The organism is Paenibacillus senegalensis JC66 (assembly GCF_000285515.1).
Classification (GTDB): Bacteria; Bacillota; Bacilli; order Paenibacillales; family NBRC-103111; genus Paenibacillus_L; species Paenibacillus_L senegalensis.
The window spans coordinates 348,859-366,978 of sequence record NZ_HE610961.1; the positions used below are offsets into that span (position 1 = coordinate 348,859).

Consider the following 18,120-nt stretch of genomic DNA (forward strand, 5'->3'; position numbering starts at 1 on the left):
GGTGGACAAGCAGAAATTCCTCCTCCCCATTAGGGAGGGAGGAGGAATATCGCTATCAGGATCTTTTATTTCTTCAGCAGTCGGTAAATTACCACCGCCGCCTGGGCTCTTGTCGAGGATGCGTTAGGATTGAAGCGGTTGTTCTCTTCCCCTTCAATGATCCCTTCTTGAGCTGACAAGCCAACCCCTGACTGTAACGAAGGATGGATATCGGCTGCGTCCATAAATCGGCTCAGCGCTTGTTCCACTTCTCCGGATACGACATATCCACGCGTTTGCTCAAGTGCCCGGGAAGCCATAACAGCCATTTCGGCACGTGTAACGTGAGCATTAGGCTCAAAGCGGCCTTCGGCACGGCCGTTGACAATTCCTGCAGCGGAAGCTGCTGCTACATAAGGCTGGAACCAATCGGAATCGTTCACATCGACGAAGCTTGCTGACGAAGATGCGAGCTCCTCTAGTCCGAATACGAGGACGATCATCTTAGCAAACTCGGCACGGGTTACCGGGGCTTGTGGTACGAATTCACCTGGTGCCCTGCCATCTATAATACCGTGAGCTGCTGCCGTTTCAATCGCTTGACCGGCCCACTGGGCTACTGATGAAATGTCATTAAACGACTTTAAGTTATCGATAACGCCATAAGTAGAGAAATCCTTGGTAAAGGCAACTATATTCTTGCCATCACGGTCGAAACGCCCGCCTTTAATTACCGGATCGACTTCGTCCAGATTCGCAAGCACTAAACGCTCTCTTGCAGGACCGGATATCGTAGAAGTAATCGGGAAACGCAATTCTACAGGCAAGGAGAAAGTAGAGATGGTCTCTCCCTGAGAAATAAACTCCAGGTTATATAAGTCAGAGGCTAACCGCAACTCACTGGACAGCGATGCCGGTTCAACAGGCTCGAAGACAAGCAGCGTATCACGGTTGAACGACTTGATCTCGGTAGTGACCGAAACACCATTGACTGTGAACGCCAGTGCCTCGATTCCGTTAGCTGCTGCTAAATCCAGCAATTCCTTGCTGATCGGAAGCTCGATACGATCTGCATCTACCTTGCCAAAGTCCAGTACAGCTATTGCCTTCGCTTGCGTGGCCCCTGGCACTTCTTCGAGGAGCTGCTTGTTGGCCGCATCGACAATAGCTTTAATATTCTTGAAGCTTTCCGCTAAGTCGTCTATATCAAAGCTTGCTTTTGCTACTCCATCTTCAACTGTGATCGTTTGAGACAAATTCACTACAGATGCCGCTCTAACCGCTTCTGCTACTATCTCGGAAGCTTCGTGAACAGCCTGATTGTCGGTCAATCCGGCTAATCGGTTTTGTAATCCGTCAATAATAGAATTAATGCGCTCTAGCGCATTCTCCACAACAGGGGCAACAATCACACTATCCCCTTGGGCTGGTGGCAAACTAGGAACTCCACCAATAGGTGCACCGCCGCCTCCACCTGAACCAGAGCCCGTAAATTCCATCCTAATCGTGCCGCGATATACATCCAGTTCCAAATTAGGTAGCTTAATCGTTCCGCGGATCGTTGCTTCTCCTCTTGTCGCAGCGCTTCGCAGTACAAATCGATTGTTGGCGGCTGTAATGTTGTTGTTAGGTGAAGAAACAACTTCCCAACTTATAATTTGAGATGAACCCGGAATTTGTCCTAGGTCTATTCCAAACAACTTCAAATTGGGAACAAGAGTCCTCCCATTATTTTGGATAGCAGAAGTAAACTGGGCTTCATTGCGTAGGAAAGCCCCGCCCAAAATCTTCTGAACCGCATAATCAGCATCAATCTCACTAGTCCATAGCTTGCGAACCGCTTCCAGATCAGCAGCTGTTATATCCAATTTTTTGGCCACTTCGCTGATCTTCAAGTTTTCAGCAAGTAGCCCTTCAGCCGCACCCTTGAAAGCCACACTCCAACTCTCTTCAAATTTCCCCGACACCAATCCGGCAAGAATTTCCGGTAGGTTTTCCTTGAAACTTGCCTTCAATGAAGCATCTAATTGCTTCTGGAAGGCATCCAAATCGGTTAGCTCGATCCCGCTGACACCTGCCAGCTGAGCTAGCTGGACCAAAATCTTCCGTACTTGAGGATCAGTACGTACCCGTTCGAGCTCGCTTAAATTCTCATCATATGTAATAGCCAACTGCTGAATAAGCCATACGATATTACGCTCCGTCAAATCCGGATAGTTGGCCGGATTATCCATAGCCGCCTCGATCTTGCTCCATAGAGGAGTGATTAAATTCGTGTTCTCGGCGGGTTCAAGTTGTCTAATCTTGCTCAAAGCTGCGTTTAGGGCCGTCAACTCGGATTCATTCAATTGAGCATAAATCTTTTTAATCTGGTTGATTACTTCATCCGATGGTAACGCCGCTGCATATGCGGAGTCGGATAGATTGAACTTCTGTAATAGTCCTTGCTGGCTAAGTGGCAGGCCAGATAAGGAGCCAAGTACCAGACTGGCAGCAAGTGTTGATGCCACGACTTTCTTCTTCATTAGATCATCTCCTGTTCTAATTTCAACGATTTTTTGTGAATGTCCACCATCTCCTCAGCTTGACTGGGCCTTCTTTAAACGGGATTGGCTCATCCGCGACAAGGGCTTCGGCGTTTCGTATATAACCCTCCTCATAGGAAGATCCTACTTTTTGCTTGATGATCCGGTAAGCATCGTTAAGGGCAAATGGCCTGACTCCAGCATTATGGGCATCGGACGCAATAAAATGTGCTAAATTCCTCTTACAGAAATTTAGGGCCAGTTTTTGCACCCCCGGTCCAAATAGACCCGTCAGCGAATGAGAAGTAATTTGGCTCAGTACACCAATCGATACCAGGTCATACAGCTTGTCCGGATCTTTAGCCAATTCGCGGTTCCGTTCGGGATGGGCAAGCACTGGAGTTAGCCCTAGTACCTTCAATTCATGAACAAGGTCATAGAATTCATCTGGAATTTGATGTGCGGAGCATTCGATCAACAAATAACGGGAACGATGCAGCGTCAACAGACGACCTTGTTCCAAATCTGAGATAAGCTCGGAATAGAGTCGAATCTCCTGCCCTGCCAAAAGGGTTAGGGGGATGTGCTTTTCATTGAGGATACTGGCAAGAGCGGAAAGACCGGATAAGACGGCGTCAGCTTCATTATCGTATCTTCCATTCGCATGATGAGGGGTAACAATAGCAGTATGAATGCCTTCTGCGACCGCCGTTCTGGCCATGTCTACTGCTTCCTCTATGGAAGAAGCGCCATCGTCCAGACCCGGAAGAAGATGACAATGAATATCTATCATATTCGATACTCCTGTCCCAAGTTGTGATCTATTCCTATTTTATGGGGGAAATTAACAAGTTTCAATAGCTTTAAGCGGTTTTCGACAAATTTCTTTCCACATTCTACATATTTTTGTTAATCATGTTCATTTAAACAATTGTTTCAATTTCCTTAATATACCATTTATGTATATATCAAGATACTATAAAAGTTTATTCTAAAGTCATTTCAGTTAATCCCTCTTTTACCGAAATGATAAATTAGAATATTCGTCCTCCCTCGCGCTGCTTAAAACCGATACTGAGACCGACACAACGAATGACTCGCCCTGTACTGTACTGTATTGCTTACTGAACACCGGGCTAATAGAGATATAATCTATTTTTTACCTCACTCATTGGTTATCACGTCAAGGCTCGAAGCAGTTTGCAGCTGCATTCGAGCTGAACTTTTAACTCGCAGCGTTTTCTTCCATAGCTCGCGGGGTGCATTAGTCTACACTATAGAAGGAAACGCTGCTGATAGGTCAGCGTCCTTTTGGATCCAATCCTTTAAAATGGAGCCTTCACACCGAATTCCGCTGCCGCCTCCAGTAAGCTTTCTCTGTGCTGCTCACTGACCTGAATGCCTGTTTTCCTTCTTTCCTTCTCCCTCTCTGCTTCCAATATTCCCGGCAATGTAGCACGGTCATACCCGGGCAGCGGCTGCATTTGACTTGTAGTACGAACATATTCGCCCATTTCATACTGGAACTGTTCTTGCGACAGGAAACGGCTGCTGTCGATGGCGATCATCAACGAGCCTTGGTTGGCTCCTTCGTACAGATTTGTTCTTCTTTTTTTGTCCACCGGCACTCCTGCCAGAAAGCCGCCTAAAGCTTGACACATAAAACCTAACCCCATACTGCGGAACACCACTCCGGGCGCTTTTTCAAACAGCTGACTGAAATGGGGGGAATGGGTATACACATCATGAACAGCTCCGAAGTCGAGCACCATGGGCAATTCCTCGCCAGCCGGCACGGCAAAGGACATAGGCGATCCTCCTGCCGCCTCCATAATGCTATCCTCCGGTTTTAATTCGAGCTGATGCCCGGACGTCACATAACCGATGAGCTGATGCTCGGCCAAAAGTCGAGAGTAAATACCCGCCGCTCCTATATGTCCGTGGTTCACCGTAACCGCAGCAGCTATCCCGTGCGTCCTTGCTTTATCGACCAGCAGCCGGGTGGCCTCGTAGGCAGGAAAGTAGCCAAGCCCCCCATCTCCATCAACAACGATAGTGGAGCCATCATCCCTTTTTACTGAAGTGCCGGGATCCGGATTTAGCAGACCATCGCGAAGATCACGCAAATATAAAATCACTCTGTCAGTTCCATGGCTATAAACACCGCGCAGATCATTCGTAACCAGCCAATCCGCTAGAAAGCGCGCCTTGGATTCCGGCATACTTACTGAGGTTAGAAGCTCCACAATAAACTGACTCATGGTATCGGCCTCTACGCGAATGAATTGTTTAGCATCTTGGTTCATAAAAAGCACCTCCGTTATTTGATTTTCTAGTTGTCTGGGCCGGGCCCTTCCACTCGTTTTGCCTTTCTCTTTCTTGCTTATTACGCGTAATTACCCTGCATTTTTCACTCTCAATCATTTCGTTCTCCGTGTTCTCAATTCCTGTTTGCGGTTTCAGAAATTGTTCAGCCCACGGTGGTAGTCTGGAAGTTAGGATTTCATGTATTTTATAAAACTAGGAGGTAGCGAGTTGAGAACTCAGCAACACAAAGCCATTGCTCTTCTGCTGGTATTTTGGCTGGCACTTGGAAGGGGTGGCGGGGCCGTATTAGCAGATACGGGCTCATCTTCTACCAGTAGTGGTCCGTTAGGGATCGCCAGTGAATTTAATTTGTTTGTTCATGGAGACTTGACCATGACTAACTCCGATACGGAAGGTCGTGCAGCCGTTGGTGGAAATGCATCGTTTGAAAACTACAGGATAAACTCCCACTCCGTACACCGGGGCAAAGAAGCTTTAGCCGTTGGAGGTAATCTTACGTTTACTAACGGTCAAATCAACGGCGGAGATGCCGTATACGGCGATACTTTCAGCGGTTCCGGGATCGGAATTCCGGATGGAACCCTGCGCCAAGGCTCAGTTATCGACTTTGACCAAGCCCGCTCGGAGCTTTATCAATTGACCGGCCATTACGCATCCTTGCCGACTAATGGAGACGTAGAAACCAATCCTGGGCATTCAGATATAGTTTTAAAAGGTACGGATCCTGTACTAAACGTTTTTCAAGTCGACAAAGACTTAGGCGAAATCCGTCTTGACGTGCCCGCTGATTCGACAGTGATTATTAACATATATGGCACTAATAGAACAATGGACAGTGGGGATTATTTGAATTTTAATGCTAAAAAGGTATTGTTTAATTTTCCGGAAACAACTGACCTGGAAATTCTGAACGTAGATGTCAAAGGCTCGCTGCTAGCTCCTTATGCTGCGGTCAAAACGACCTACAGCCATATCGATGGTACCCTGGTGGCCGATACGATAACGGGACATATTGAAACCCGCCACTTTCCGTTTGAGCCGGAACTCCCGCCATCGGAGCCTAGTCTGGAGAATCCGGTACCTTCGCTGGAGTCTGATCCGGCACCTTCGCTCGAGCCTAGTCCGGAGCCGTCCCTGGATTCTAATCCGGTATCTTCGCTGGAACCTAATCCGGGGCCAAGCCAAGGGCCTTTTCCTGGTCCGTTTGAAGACGAAGAAATTATCATTATAGAAGATAATGAGATTCCAGTAGGCAATCCAAATGAAGGTATAACTGATATTGAAGTGCCTGCGGGTAACCCGAACGATAAAAATGATTTCGAGGAACCTCCCTCACTCATAGAAAGAGAGGCTCCCGAGCAGGAAGAAGAAATCAATGTCATTACTGACGATCAGAAAACTCCGCCGGGTACTCCCACAGAAGGAAGCTCATCTCAAGTTCCATTATCCAAGCTGCCTCAAACCGGAGAAACCAGCCGAGCTTTATTTTACTTGTCCGGATTTATCCTGATTGCTATAGGTATCGCTCTAGGATTCGCCAAAAAGCGAAAAAGCTAGTCGAGTGTGATCTTATAGCTTTGTTGGAACTGTCTTACCTTCTGTGGAATCGGTCGCATAAAGACGACTGGGAGAATGTCGATTTATTGTGCCGTTGCAAGTGCCTCGTGCGTATCGACCTGCAAGATAGTTCTGTGCTAACGCTCGCCCTTGCTCTTATTTAGCCTAAAAAGCAGGGATTTTATTTCTAACGCTCATCCTCGATCTTATTTGTGACAAAAAGCCCAGAAAACCGCGATCTGAGCAAAATAAGGACGATGGCAAGCGTTACATTTCTATCCCCCTGATTTTCTCAAATAAGGACAGTGGTGAGCGTTAAAATCCAGAGCGAGCTGCAAACGACCCCGCTGCCCGCCGCAAACATCGCAATAGACCTCACCGTCCGCTGCACACTGGAATTCCTGCTAACTGACAGCCTCATTGCGACCGTCAAAATCCGCAACAAGCTGTAAGCAGCCTCGCCGCTGCTATCCCAATCTAAAGGCGGCTGTCTCCTCGCATCCACGCCACACGGAACATTCGCATTTCACATATTTTTCTCATTACATTCCTGCAGAAGGTTCGACAAATATAACTTCTAAAAAAATTTTTGTTGAAAAATGTCCTAAACTATGACGAATGCTGTTGTTTATCTCTTAAAACTGGATTATAATAGAAATAAACGAGAGGTAAATCCAACCATTTCTTTGATACAGTTTACAATTTTATAATCTAGTAATTGAATATTATTTTTTTTAGAACTTTTTCAACAAAACTTTTCACGATAATGGCAAACCTGTCTAAAGACAGGGACGCAAAGCTATAGGGCCTTCCTGCTTGCTTTCAAGCAGATGGCAGCCAGTTACCGAAAGAGGGGTTTTTTATGCTGAAAAAAAGCTTTATTCTTATGCTGACCACTTGTCTGCTTTTTCTTGTTACCCCCACTCTTTACGCCAAAGCTGTTGCACCTGAACAGCAAGCAGTAGCTCCCGCGTCCAATCCCGTATTTCAATATCGTGATCCTGGTTTCGTAAACGTACAATACGATGTAAAGCCCGGTCTTAAAACTAAGCTTTTAATTCAAAAAGGCGATGAAAAAAGGTTTTACGATCTCCAGTTCGACCAGGCTAGTGAAGTTTTTCCCCTGCAGCTTGGCAACGGAGATTACCAGATTAGCGTTTTGGAGAATGTAACCGATAACCAATACCGTTTTGTATTACGAGATTCGTATACTTTAAATCTGGACGACCCTACCCAAGTTTATTTGGGCTCAATACAAAACGTGAACTGGGACGATTCAATGCCCTTTGTTGTTGCTGCCCGGGAATTGACCAAGCATGCAACGACCGATATGGAGAAAATCAGCATTTTGTACCAATTTATAATAGAAAATATTGAATATGACGAGGTTAAAGCCGCTAACCCTCCTGCCAACTACTTGCCCAAGCTTACTGAAATCTACGAGCAAGGTACAGGAATTTGCTATGACTACGCATCGTTGTTTGCAGGAATGCTGAGAAGTATCGGCATCCCTACTAAGCTGGTTATGGGCGATTCGGCGTTTGTGAAGCAATACCATGCTTGGAATGAAGTATATTTGCAGGAAACCAACGAATGGTTAATCATTGACACTACAGTAGACGCCGCATGGTTAAAAGCGAATACTGCTTTTGAAATGATTAAAAGTCATACAGATTATACTACCAAATTAGAATACTAGATCAGAGCATATTCATAAACAGAATCATAATTAGCTTTCTTGCTGGGCAGCACTGTCATAGATTAGCTAGACGATGTTCTGCCGTTCAATAAGCTGCGCGGAATTTGGATTGGCAAGGCCTTAACCTCTTGCCGCTCTAGCTCTACCGTACCAGTCGAGGATCGATGGCTGAATAGAAGTTCCCAGATCCTCTTCCATAACACGGCACAGCTCAGCATATACCCTTTCAACAGAAGTCCAATCGTTTGCTTTACCGTGAAGTTTCATAAGCGACCAATACACATCTTCGGAATAAGGGAACTTTTGCAAAATTTGTTGATACAGAGTCACTGCGTGAGAAATAGGGCCTGAATCACGCAGCCAATCGGCTACAGTCAAGGCATGCTCATACCAGAGCAACCGCAGCCGCTCTCTTTCCCCTTCAGCCCATAAGTAATCTTGATCGCCTAAATAATCTCCACGATATAAAGCTAACAAGTCCTGATGCTGCTTTAAGGTATGACGATCAAGAGGAGGCGCATGCAGAACACCCTGCTCCCATTCCTCAGCATCCAGACGCATTCCGTTAAGTTCAAGCCGATAAGTGGTACCGCTGCTTTGAATCTTAATGGGTGTCTGGTATTGTGTCATCGTTTTTCTAATTTGGTAGATGGCCGTATATAGCTGAGTGGTACCTTTCTTGCGATCCACATCAGGCCATAATAATTCCAGCAGTTCATCCTTCCGGATGTTCTGCCCCCGGTAATGCAGCAGATAAGCGAACAATTCTTGAGCTTTAGTCGTTCGCCAAGTTATGCTTTGTGGTTGGTCCAAGCCAACCTCCAAAGCGCTCAAGCACCTCAGCATTGATGGCTTGGGCACTTCAGCTGCAGGCACCATGGACCTGCGGTGAACGAGTCGGGTAACCGTTCGCTCTAATCTTGCACTCTCTACCGGCTTTAAAATATAATCAAAAGCATTCAGCTCAAAAGCTTTAATCGCATACTCTTCATAGGCGGTAACAAATACAATATCCATCCCTGGCATTTTTTCACTTAACAGCTCAGCCGCCTCTATCCCGCTCATACCAGGCAGGCTAATATCCAAAAAAATAACATCCGGTTTATCCGCGGTTGCGGCTTCTATCGCCTCATATACATTTGTGAAGCTTCCTATAATCTCTGTTTGACCGGCTTGCAGAAGCTTTCTTTCCAGGTAGCGCAAAGCTAGGATCTCGTCATCAACTATGATGGCTCTCAATAATCTCACACCTCTTTTACGGAGGGCCTGAATGTTGTTCCTAGGTGATACGGCGAAATAACCGGGCATTCTTTCTTATCTTACAAGAAAAAAGGAAAAAGAATGAACGGCTCGTTCGCCTCTTTGTTCTCGTTGTCTATGGACCTACCTAGTCTTATTATGATATACAATCTATAACGTGACAATATTCTTGGAACTAAATTTTGTTGAACGTATTGGAATGGGTTCCGAAACATCCGGCAAATTTTCACTCCATTAAGAAGTAATTTCTAATTATAGATACGACATTCTTTGTAAGAGGTTGCGCTGAAATGATCATTCTTTTTTTATAGGCACAGCTAACCCCGCTAGTCCAATCCCGGCAAACAATAGAAAAGCCATAGGATAAGAAAGGACTTCTAGTACTACCCCGGCTATCAAGGAGCCCAGAAATTGACCGATACCAAGCAGTAAAAAAGAAAAGCTCACTCCAACAGCAGGAGCCTCAGCAAAAATTCGTGTGCCCCACACGATAAAAACACCGGTCGAGAAAATATACGCTATATTGAATAAAATCGCAGACAGATAAATCGTTGAAAAGAAGGGCACCGTAATCAAAGCCACCGAGAAAGCCAGGATGACGATACTGATCCGGTAAGATAGTGCTATTCCGCACCGGTTAATCGTACCACCAGCGATTCCTCCCAACACCCCCGCAGCTCCCATCAATACCCAAAATGCAACGCTCCCCCGACTTCCCATTCCGTATTCTTCCGTTAAGAAGCTTCTCGCAAATGTCCAATAAATAGCAGAGCTTACCCCTACAACAAAAGACGCGGATAACAGATAGACGCTCTTTCTCCACTGTTTCATCATATTCCATAAAGAAATCGGAGCTCTTTCTCCTAATTCTTTGCTAGCAGGAACCGCCTTTTTGTTCCATAGCATCACCCCGATTCCGATCAAGGCGAATAATGCGTAGGCGAAACGCCAATGTCCTGCAAACAAAAGAGCCATAGGGCCGGATAATACTAGCCCGAAGCCGGTCCCTGTGTTGATCCATGTATTCCCCCGATCCCTTTCAGCTGGCGGTAACCCATCAGACACAGTCTGGCTTAACGCGGGCGATGTCCATCCGCTGCTCAGGCCCGCGACCAAAACCGCTGCGGACAGAACAAACAGATTCGGCGCCACAGCTATGCCTATCATCCCCAATACTGCGCTGAGTCCCGCCACTTCCGCCGTCTGGTTGGACCCTATTCTATAGATCAGGAGTGCTGAAGATAATAGGGCTAGGCAATAGGCCATATAAGCGAGAGAACCCACTGCCCCAGAAGCTGCTTCGCTCAAGCCGAGGCTTTCAGCAATATTAGGCAAAAATAAACCGAAGCTGGAACGGGCAAACGCATAGGAAACAGCAATTAGCGCGATCCCGGGAAACACGATTCGCTTCATGGATTCATCCCCTAACTTGATAGAAATCGTACATCGGCATTCCGGGAGCTATACTTTCTGATGATAGCTGCTGACCCTATGCAAGTGTATTACCATGTCTTCTGGGGATTGAAAAGGCATTTCGCGATTTATGTGTTACAATCATGTTCTATTTACGGAAATAAAGCGGTTGCAATTGATGTGGTTAATCACCGTCATGTGACTCCGACCACTCTTTACTGGAGCTACGTGTTTTGTTTACTGGGAGCTTCGTGAGGTGCAAAAGAGATAGCTGCATAATCTTCCATTGATAACTGCCACGGCAACCGCCACGGCGAAAAAGCACATATCCAAAGGACATGCGCTCAGCGGTTTGGTATAATATTCCCGTACAGCCCAACTTGGGTGGGAGTAGGCAGCCTCCAGAGAGGAGGTGTTGCCTATGGATACTTTTCAGACGATTGTGGTTATGCTTGCGTTCGGATCCTTCATCCTTGCGCTTTTGACCTATATCGAGAAGAAAAGAAAATAACCCGCCCAGGTTAGCGCCACGGTGCGGATTATTTTCCGGGTTGTCTCTCGGAGGTTCCCCACCCAAGAGCTGTGCCAGGACGGCAGGCGCGCCGTCCTTATTTCTATTCTTACTTTACCATGAGCCATTTATTCCTGCAAGGTTATCGGATCGTTCTACACGCGCAATAACACCCGCGATGCTGCAGGACTTGAATTACCGCAGGACACCCTTTTCTCCAATCGTGCTGGACATCCCTTTCTCCAATCGTGTTGAAAGGGGGCATGATCGTGTTAGAAGGGCTCGTGTTTTTTTAAACTCTTAGCGAGCCTCGGAAACCTCTTGCTGCATAATACGATTCTGCTCCGTTGTGGTACACAAAAACAGTATCATACCGGCGGTCACAAAAGATAGCCCCGCCGAGTTTTCTAATCCTATCGGGTGTTTGGACCCAGCTTGATGTTTTCGTATCGAAGCTTCCAAGCTTTTGCAGATCCCGGTACTGCTCTTCCGTTAAAAGCTCAATCCCCATATCCGCTGCCATATCAACAGCATTGTTTTTCGGTTTATGTTCTTTCCTTGATTCCAACGCTTCACGGTCGTAACAAATACTTCTGCGGCCTTTAGGGCTCTCAGCCGAACAATCATAGAAAATGTATTCACCCGTTTGCTTATCATGACCGACAACATCAGGTTCGCCGCCGCTGACCTCCATTTCATTAAGTGACCACAGTTTTTCAGGGCTAGCTTCAAGCTTTGCCTGTACATCAGCCCACTCCATATCTTCATGACGGTTCATGTTTTTTTCGAAACGGGCTTTCAATGTTTTGAGCAATGCTTCCCGTTGTTCTGGCGACAACTCCGCTTTATTGCTGATTTCACTACTTTTTGTCATGTTCGTTCCTCCCTTGCTTCCCAAAATGGCCGCCCTCCTAAGGGCTTGCAGCTTGATAAGAGCGCTCATTTTTTAAGATAAATTGATTTTACATCTAATTAGTATTTCATTAGTTTAGCCCCAATTATAACCATTTCCATGAATTTCAGACTTTGTTCGTTCGCACCTAAAGAATCGATCACTATTGGTATAGAGGCGAATCCTATCCAAAACCAGAGCAAAGGACTAGCCTAAGGATAAGAATACACGGAAATCATCATGCGGTAAATGAGTTGCGCCGATCGATTTAGAAAAAAGGCAGGAAAAAAGACCCCTTTCGGGGTCTCAAATCCTTGATATATAAAGTTTCTTAGGTGGATGATTACATCATGCCGCCCATGAGACAATTTCGATTTTATATATGAGTCTTTTTACTGCGATTTTGTTCGTTTTTTTTGAAATAACAGTTCGATAAATCCATGTGAGTATGATCTGTGAGTAGAGTATGCGGGCAAAATGTGGGCACGTTGTGGCACTAACATTAACCCCAATTGTACATGAAAGGCACAAGATAATGACTCGTTCAGTGTGCCGTGGCCGTATCCATTCATTCCATAATCGGGTATAATTGTTTATAAGTAAAGATCGAAGAAGATCGCGGGAAGCGAACCGATTTAACAAATATTTTGATAAAGGAGTGGTTCTCCATGTCAATGGTACGCAAACTCCATCCTCATATAGCAAAAGACTTAAGGAAGTTTTTATCTGAAAACAATATTTCCACAAAGAAGCTGGTCATCGACCTCGAATCAGAAACCATTGAGGAATTTGATGATTACTCCGTCGACGACATTTTAAGTGTGGCTGGAATTCTGAAGCCCGGGGAAGCACAAGAATTATTAGACCACATTCAGGAGTCACGGGAGGGTTGGGGAAAGTGAGCCGCAACCACTCCGGATATTTATTCGACTCGAACATCGTCATCGCCATTCTGGACAACGATCATGCCGCCGTTAACTTAGTACGACAAGCCCAAGAAGAAAAACGGCGAATATTCTTTTCGACGATTACGGAATGTGAAGTACTGAGCGGTGTCAAACACAATCAGTTCATAATCGCAGAAAAGCTTTTCTCCCCTAGGCATATGATACATGTCGATTCCGCTGTCTCAAGAAAAGCAGCTTCCATGCAAAGCGAGCAAAGAAGCAAGGGACGGAAAATAAAAACTCCTGATGCGCTCATTATTGCAACTGCCTTTACAGCTAATTTGGTGCTGGTTTCCCGGGATTCAGACATGAACTTTGTTATGAATGAGTATGGAATGACTTTGTTGAAAATATAGGGCTACTGTGCTGAAAACCGACCAAGGATAAACTGAAGTTAATGCGTTTTCCAGAGTAAGTACGGAAAACGCATTAACTTTATCCCGAATATCCGAGTTTGATGATGCTGATTCAGAATCAATACATCATGGTTGTGTCTATGTGATACATTCAACGTATCTTCATCAATTTCACAAACAACTCTTCGGCATTCTGTCTGAATAAACTATGTGAGGGAATGCAATCAGACCCATTCTGATATCGATTACTTGAAGAATTAATCATGGCTGACTTAAGTGGGATGCTTCTAGGCGTTATAGTTTCCCTAGCAAAACTAGACCATACAAGATCATAATATTCAATTGGTAGAGTCTTGACGTCGCCCTTTCTTACAAATTGCTCGTATTCCTCTTGAAACCTCTCATCAAATGCAATTTTTAATGATATACCGCTTTCCTGGATACGTTCGCTATTATCGTTGACTTCAAAAATTGCTACATTACTACCGCTTAAATAGATTTCAATTAATATATAATTGAATTTTAACTTTTTTGATTTTCACCTAAAGTTCCCTCCCTTTAATCGTTCCGATGATTGAGAGCAAGTTCTCCGGCGGAATGAACCTTCCGCTTCCGTCTCCAAAAAGGAACGTAGGGAACAATCCCCCTGCGCTCCTTCACGGGAATTGAGAGCGGCTCAGATCAAAGCTAAAATGAACGCTGCGCGTTCTTGACATGCTTAATCTGAGGGAGGGCTCCAGCTTCCAGACAAGTGCTCATGCTAACAACAAGGCTAGCTCAGTGATTACATCATTTTCCACATGTAAATATTCGCCAGAATAAGACACGTATCCTTCGTTAGTAGCAGTAACATGAACCTACCACAACTACATTAAAAGACAAGCGAAAAATAAAGAACTCAAGCAGCATTCGCGCTTGAGTTCTAACAGTAAGGGGGGTTTTTGCAGGTAATGACTCAGTAATGATTTATCAACCAGAAAACACTTCTATAAATAAGTCTCTAAATGGCTCATCAAGTGTGGCACACACAAGTTTACTCCAGGTACTGATTTCAATCGCTTCGCTATCAACACACCAGACTTTATAGTGCTCATCACCATATCTATCTATAGGAACTTCGGTATCCGTTACAGCATCCCTGAACTTTTCATTAAAAACAGAAGTAGAATACTGATTCACAGAAAAATCAATATGATTCTCACGTCTGCGCGATCTAATAAAAAACACCTTAGAGCAATGTGCATCACTCTAAGGTGTCTTCATTTTACACAATGTGGGCAAAATGTGGGCAATCCGGGTTTCTCCGAGGAGGAACCCTTGCCCCACAAGGGCTCATGCCCTTGTTTACATCATGCCGCCCATTCCACCCATGCCGCCCATATCCGGCATAGCTGGTTTTTCTGGCTCAGGTTTGTCAGCAATAACAGCTTCTGTAGTCAGGAACATAGCCGCTACGGAAGCAGCATTTTGCAGTGCCGAACGAGTAACTTTAACCGGGTCGGTGATACCGGCTTCGATCATGTTCACCCATTCTCCTACAGCTGCGTTGAAGCCAATGCCTACTTCTTCGGTTTTCAGGCGCTCTACGATAACAGAGCCTTCCAGACCAGCGTTGGAAGCAATCGTGCGTACAGGCTCTTCCAGAGCACGCAGAACGATGTTCACACCGGTTTTCTCGTCGCCGCTCACATCAACAGCAGCTACTGCGTTGTATACGTTAACGAGAGCAGTACCTCCACCAGATACGATACCTTCCTCTACTGCAGCGCGAGTGGAGTTCAGAGCATCTTCAATGCGCAGTTTGCGTTCTTTCAGCTCGGTTTCGGTAGCAGCACCTACTTTAATAACCGCTACGCCGCCAGCCAGCTTAGCCAAACGCTCTTGCAGTTTTTCTTTATCGAATTCGGAAGTTGTTTCTTCCAGTTGAGCGCGGATTTGCGAAATGCGGGCACCGATGTCTTGCTTATCACCGGAACCGTCCACGATGATTGTGTTTTCCTTAGTTACACGTACTTGACGTGCGCGTCCAAGCTGTTCAACGGTAGTGGATTTCAGGTCAAGACCGAGTTCTTCGGTGATGACTTGGCCACCAGTCAAAGCAGCGATATCTTGCAGCATTGCTTTGCGGCGATCGCCAAAGCCAGGAGCTTTAACTGCTACGCAAGTGAAGGTTCCACGAAGTTTGTTCACTACGAGAGTAGCCATTGCTTCGCCTTCAATGTCCTCAGCAATAATCAGCAGCTGCTTGCCGGATTGAACCACTTTCTCCAGCACAGGAAGAATTTCTTGAATGTTGGAGATTTTCTTGTCTGTGATCAGGATGTAAGGATCGTCCAGCACAGCTTCCATTTTATCGGTGTCCGTAACCATATAAGCGGAAACATAGCCGCGGTCGAACTGCATACCTTCAACAACTTCCAGCTCTGTAGTGAAGCCTTTGGATTCTTCTACAGTGATAACGCCGTCGTTGCCGACTTTTTCCATAGCTTCTGCGATCAGTTCACCTACTTCTTCTGCACCAGCGGAAATAGCAGCAACCTGAGCGATAGAAGTTTTGCCTTCAATTGGCTTAGAGATTTTTTGCAGCTCTTCTGTAGCCGCTTTTACCGCTTTTTCAATACCTCTGCGGATAACCATAGGGTTAGCGCCGGCTGTTACGTTTTTCAGACCTTCGCGAATCATCGCTTGAGCCAACACAGTAGCAGTAGTCGTTCCGTCCCCAGCTACATCGTTGGTTTTGGTAGCAACTTCTTTAACCAATTGCGCTCCCATGTTTTCGAATGCATCTTCGAGTTCAATTTCTTTAGCAATGGTTACACCATCGTTAGTGATCAACGGGCTGCCGAATTTCTTATCGAGTACCACGTTGCGTCCTTTTGGTCCCAAAGTAACTTTAACCGCGTTCGCTAAAGCATCTACCCCACGAAGCATTGCACGGCGTGCTTCTTCGCTGAACTTAATGTCCTTGGCCATTAATAAACCCTCCTATATTCTATTGAGATGTATGGTGATCGTTCAACCGGCTACACACATGCCAAAATATCGCCGCAGTGACCCACCGGCTTGCTTAAGTATTTATTCGGTCAAGCTTATTAAGCTAAAATAGCGAGAACATCGCTTTCACGCATGATCAGCAGCTCGCGGCCATCGTATTTAACTTCTGTGCCGGCGTACTTGGAGAAGATAACACGATCTCCCTCTTTCACTTCCAGAGGAATGCGCTCTCCGTCTTTAACTGCTCCGCTGCCTACTGCAACAACTTTACCTTCCTGCGGCTTTTCCTTAGCCGTATCCGGTAACACGATTCCACTTGCAGTAGTTTCTTCCTTAGCAATGGCTTCAATAATTACGCGATCGCCTAACGGTTTGATCATGGAAAAATAGCCTCCTTTTAAATTTTGCTTCGTTGGCTTTGGTTAAGCCCTTTATTAGCACTCGTTGAACTCAAGTGCTAATAACACTATTTATCATAATCATTTTTTTTTGATTTGCAAGTGGTTTGGGCTATTTTTCACAATTTTTTATGGAAGCTAATATGAACAGAACCATGCCAGGCGCGCATGATGTAATGTACGTCTGGCATGGTTCTGTTTGCAGGTCATTTGAAACCCGTCTGCAGGCATTCTCTTATCTGTTAATTGTCTGCTTCGCGGGAGAGAATTTCCCCAAGATGTCCACCAACTACAATCTTGTAGCCTTTATTATAGTGCAATTCTAACTGTTTCCCGCTCTCAAATCGGGCCAAATCCTCCCTGGGAATGCCAATTTCCAGCATCAAAGCCTTGACCGGCTCCATACCCTGGTTAACCTTCATCTTCATCTGGACAAAAGCGTGGGTGTCATTGCCGCCAATTTGTTCAATTGCCTCCACCGTAGCCTGCGCCTTAGCCCCCTTTTTCAAGAGGTTTTTGTGGATTCGGCTTCTCTTCGACTCAATCATGTAGATCCCGAACAGTACAATAAAAATAATGATCAAAGCAACTAGAACCGTGTAGAAAAGCTCCATAAAAGACCCCCAATTAACTTATTTCCAATCCTTATACCTTCATCATCTCCTAAAATTCGGCTTAATCGCCCGGCATTGACCCCAGGCACTAGCGTCCGTCCGTGGCCCCGGGCATTGATGCCTGGCCTTGACCTCAGGATTCGCTCCCGGCATCGGTGTCCGGCCTTGTCGCTCAGCCTTGACTCCCAGCTTTGATGCTCGACCTTGTCACCCAGCCTTGACTCCCAGCTTTGGTGCTCGACAGCTCTTTCTGGTATTAAGCGAGCTTAAGCCTTTTACTTACCCCCTGTGGCTCATCCGACCTATATATTTTATTACTTTCATGAAGTACTTAAGTAAAGTATGGAAGACTTCTACCCTTACGTCAAGAGGGGAGTAGACCTAAAATAGTGTACATTTCTAGAAAGATGTCGGATAAGCTGACATGAAAAGGTTTTCATTGATCCATCGAAAAAATTTCAAATTTCGGCTTTTTAACTTTTTAAGAAATCTGGTCGCAGCTTTCGCGAGTAACTTAATACGGGCACCTAGTTTTGAATTTTCATAGGGAAACTTTCCTCAGTAACATGGCTTCGTACTTCCGTAAGGAAACCTTCTTCGGAAACACAAACTGGAAAAAGTGGTCCGCAGCTGAGAGACATAAAGTT

The 18,120-nt window shown here is 45.6% G+C and carries 14 protein-coding genes, 1 pseudogene and 1 riboswitch; of the genes and pseudogenes, 6 read left to right on the top strand and 9 right to left on the bottom strand.

All coding sequences use genetic code 11. The features are described 5' to 3' along the window. Nucleotides 1–65 precede the first annotated feature (65 nt). The 3 genes from PSHG_RS29590 to PSHG_RS20155 all read right to left on the bottom strand — a co-directional run bounded on the left by PSHG_RS29590 (nt 66) and on the right by PSHG_RS20155 (nt 4,810). A complete protein-coding gene (locus PSHG_RS29590) occupies nt 66–2,504 on the bottom strand; it encodes an S-layer homology domain-containing protein (RefSeq protein ID WP_010276914.1) in 2,439 nt (812 codons plus the stop codon). 22 nt (nt 2,505–2,526) lie between these two features. Further along, nucleotides 2,527–3,297: a tyrosine-protein phosphatase gene (locus tag PSHG_RS20150; RefSeq protein ID WP_010276916.1), complete on the bottom strand. Its 771-nt coding sequence runs from the start codon at nt 3,295–3,297 to the stop codon at nt 2,527–2,529. A 532-nt stretch (nt 3,298–3,829) separates the two neighbouring features. Beyond that, complete coding sequence (locus PSHG_RS20155; protein ID WP_010276919.1) at nt 3,830–4,810, bottom strand: Ldh family oxidoreductase; 981 nt, start codon at nt 4,808–4,810, stop codon at nt 3,830–3,832. Between the two features lie 229 nt (nt 4,811–5,039). On the opposite strand from PSHG_RS20155, the gene PSHG_RS20160 reads away from it, so the two are divergent. Then, the gene (locus PSHG_RS20160; RefSeq protein WP_010276921.1) at nt 5,040–6,389 is read left to right on the top strand and encodes a choice-of-anchor A family protein; all 1,350 of its coding nucleotides are present in this window, start codon (nt 5,040–5,042) and stop codon (nt 6,387–6,389) included. Nucleotides 6,390–7,147: 758 nt separating this feature from the next. Next, a riboswitch (cyclic di-GMP riboswitch) is annotated at nt 7,148–7,238 on the top strand. A 13-nt stretch (nt 7,239–7,251) separates the two neighbouring features. Continuing rightward, nucleotides 7,252–8,088: a transglutaminase-like domain-containing protein gene (locus tag PSHG_RS20165; RefSeq protein ID WP_010276923.1), complete on the top strand. Its 837-nt coding sequence runs from the start codon at nt 7,252–7,254 to the stop codon at nt 8,086–8,088. Nucleotides 8,089–8,208: 120 nt separating this feature from the next. Here PSHG_RS20165 and PSHG_RS20170 read toward each other — a convergent pair whose 3' ends face one another. Next, complete coding sequence (locus PSHG_RS20170) at nt 8,209–9,327, bottom strand: response regulator (protein WP_010276925.1); 1,119 nt, start codon at nt 9,325–9,327, stop codon at nt 8,209–8,211. A 106-nt stretch (nt 9,328–9,433) separates the two neighbouring features. Here PSHG_RS20170 and PSHG_RS32020 point away from each other — a divergent pair. Next, nucleotides 9,434–9,490: pseudogene (locus PSHG_RS32020) on the top strand (hypothetical protein); the annotation flags it as partial. Between the two features lie 152 nt (nt 9,491–9,642). Here the strand turns inward: PSHG_RS32020 and PSHG_RS20175 are convergent. Then, nucleotides 9,643–10,761, bottom strand: a complete 1,119-nt coding sequence (locus PSHG_RS20175) for an MFS transporter (protein ID WP_010276927.1) — start codon at nt 10,759–10,761, stop codon at nt 9,643–9,645. Between the two features lie 421 nt (nt 10,762–11,182). Here PSHG_RS20175 and PSHG_RS30745 point away from each other — a divergent pair, with 421 nt between their 5' ends. Further along, on the top strand, nt 11,183–11,272 hold the full coding sequence (locus tag PSHG_RS30745) for a putative holin-like toxin (RefSeq protein WP_157213478.1): 90 nt from the start codon (nt 11,183–11,185) through the stop codon (nt 11,270–11,272). Nucleotides 11,273–11,564: 292 nt separating this feature from the next. Here the strand turns inward: PSHG_RS30745 and PSHG_RS20185 are convergent, their stop codons facing one another. Next, entirely contained in the window at nt 11,565–12,146 is a 582-nt protein-coding gene (locus tag PSHG_RS20185) for a DUF4256 domain-containing protein (protein ID WP_026021503.1), read from the bottom strand. Between the two features lie 686 nt (nt 12,147–12,832). Between PSHG_RS20185 and PSHG_RS20190 the strand changes: the two genes are divergently transcribed. Both PSHG_RS20190 and PSHG_RS20195 read left to right on the top strand, forming a co-directional pair. After that, on the top strand, nt 12,833–13,066 hold the full coding sequence (locus tag PSHG_RS20190; RefSeq protein WP_010276930.1) for a hypothetical protein: 234 nt from the start codon (nt 12,833–12,835) through the stop codon (nt 13,064–13,066). After that, nucleotides 13,063–13,467: a type II toxin-antitoxin system VapC family toxin gene (locus PSHG_RS20195; RefSeq protein WP_010276932.1), complete on the top strand. Its 405-nt coding sequence runs from the start codon at nt 13,063–13,065 to the stop codon at nt 13,465–13,467. Before PSHG_RS20190 ends, PSHG_RS20195 begins: the two co-directional genes overlap by 4 nt. A gap of 1,344 nt (nt 13,468–14,811) precedes the next feature. Here PSHG_RS20195 and groL read toward each other — a convergent pair. The 3 genes from groL to PSHG_RS20210 form a co-directional block, all read right to left on the bottom strand. Next, entirely contained in the window at nt 14,812–16,440 is a 1,629-nt protein-coding gene (gene groL, locus PSHG_RS20200) for a chaperonin GroEL (protein WP_010276934.1), read from the bottom strand. A 119-nt stretch (nt 16,441–16,559) separates the two neighbouring features. After that, entirely contained in the window at nt 16,560–16,841 is a 282-nt protein-coding gene (gene groES / locus PSHG_RS20205; RefSeq protein WP_010276937.1) for a co-chaperone GroES, read from the bottom strand. 260 nt (nt 16,842–17,101) lie between these two features. Continuing rightward, nucleotides 17,102–17,473 (bottom strand): hypothetical protein, encoded by a 372-nt coding sequence (locus tag PSHG_RS20210; RefSeq protein ID WP_010276939.1) that lies wholly within the window; start codon nt 17,471–17,473, stop codon nt 17,102–17,104. Between the last annotated feature and the right edge of the window lie 647 nt (nt 17,474–18,120).

Bases quoted from the DNA above. Each gene is read 5' to 3' on its own strand.
- PSHG_RS29590 (WP_010276914.1), bottom strand. From the start codon at position 2,504: ATGAAGAAGAAAGTCGTGGCATCAACACTTGCTGCCAGTCTGGTACTT.
- PSHG_RS20150 (WP_010276916.1), bottom strand. From the start codon at position 3,297: ATGATAGATATTCATTGTCATCTTCTTCCGGGTCTGGACGATGGCGCT.
- PSHG_RS20155 (WP_010276919.1), bottom strand. From the start codon at position 4,810: ATGAACCAAGATGCTAAACAATTCATTCGCGTAGAGGCCGATACCATG.
- PSHG_RS20165 (WP_010276923.1), top strand. From the start codon at position 7,252: ATGCTGAAAAAAAGCTTTATTCTTATGCTGACCACTTGTCTGCTTTTT.
- PSHG_RS20175 (WP_010276927.1), bottom strand. From the start codon at position 10,761: ATGAAGCGAATCGTGTTTCCCGGGATCGCGCTAATTGCTGTTTCCTAT.
- PSHG_RS30745 (WP_157213478.1), top strand. From the start codon at position 11,183: ATGGATACTTTTCAGACGATTGTGGTTATGCTTGCGTTCGGATCCTTC.
- PSHG_RS20185 (WP_026021503.1), bottom strand. From the start codon at position 12,146: ATGACAAAAAGTAGTGAAATCAGCAATAAAGCGGAGTTGTCGCCAGAA.
- PSHG_RS20190 (WP_010276930.1), top strand. From the start codon at position 12,833: ATGTCAATGGTACGCAAACTCCATCCTCATATAGCAAAAGACTTAAGG.
- groL (WP_010276934.1), bottom strand. From the start codon at position 16,440: ATGGCCAAGGACATTAAGTTCAGCGAAGAAGCACGCCGTGCAATGCTT.
- groES (WP_010276937.1), bottom strand. From the start codon at position 16,841: ATGATCAAACCGTTAGGCGATCGCGTAATTATTGAAGCCATTGCTAAG.
- PSHG_RS20210 (WP_010276939.1), bottom strand. From the start codon at position 17,473: ATGGAGCTTTTCTACACGGTTCTAGTTGCTTTGATCATTATTTTTATT.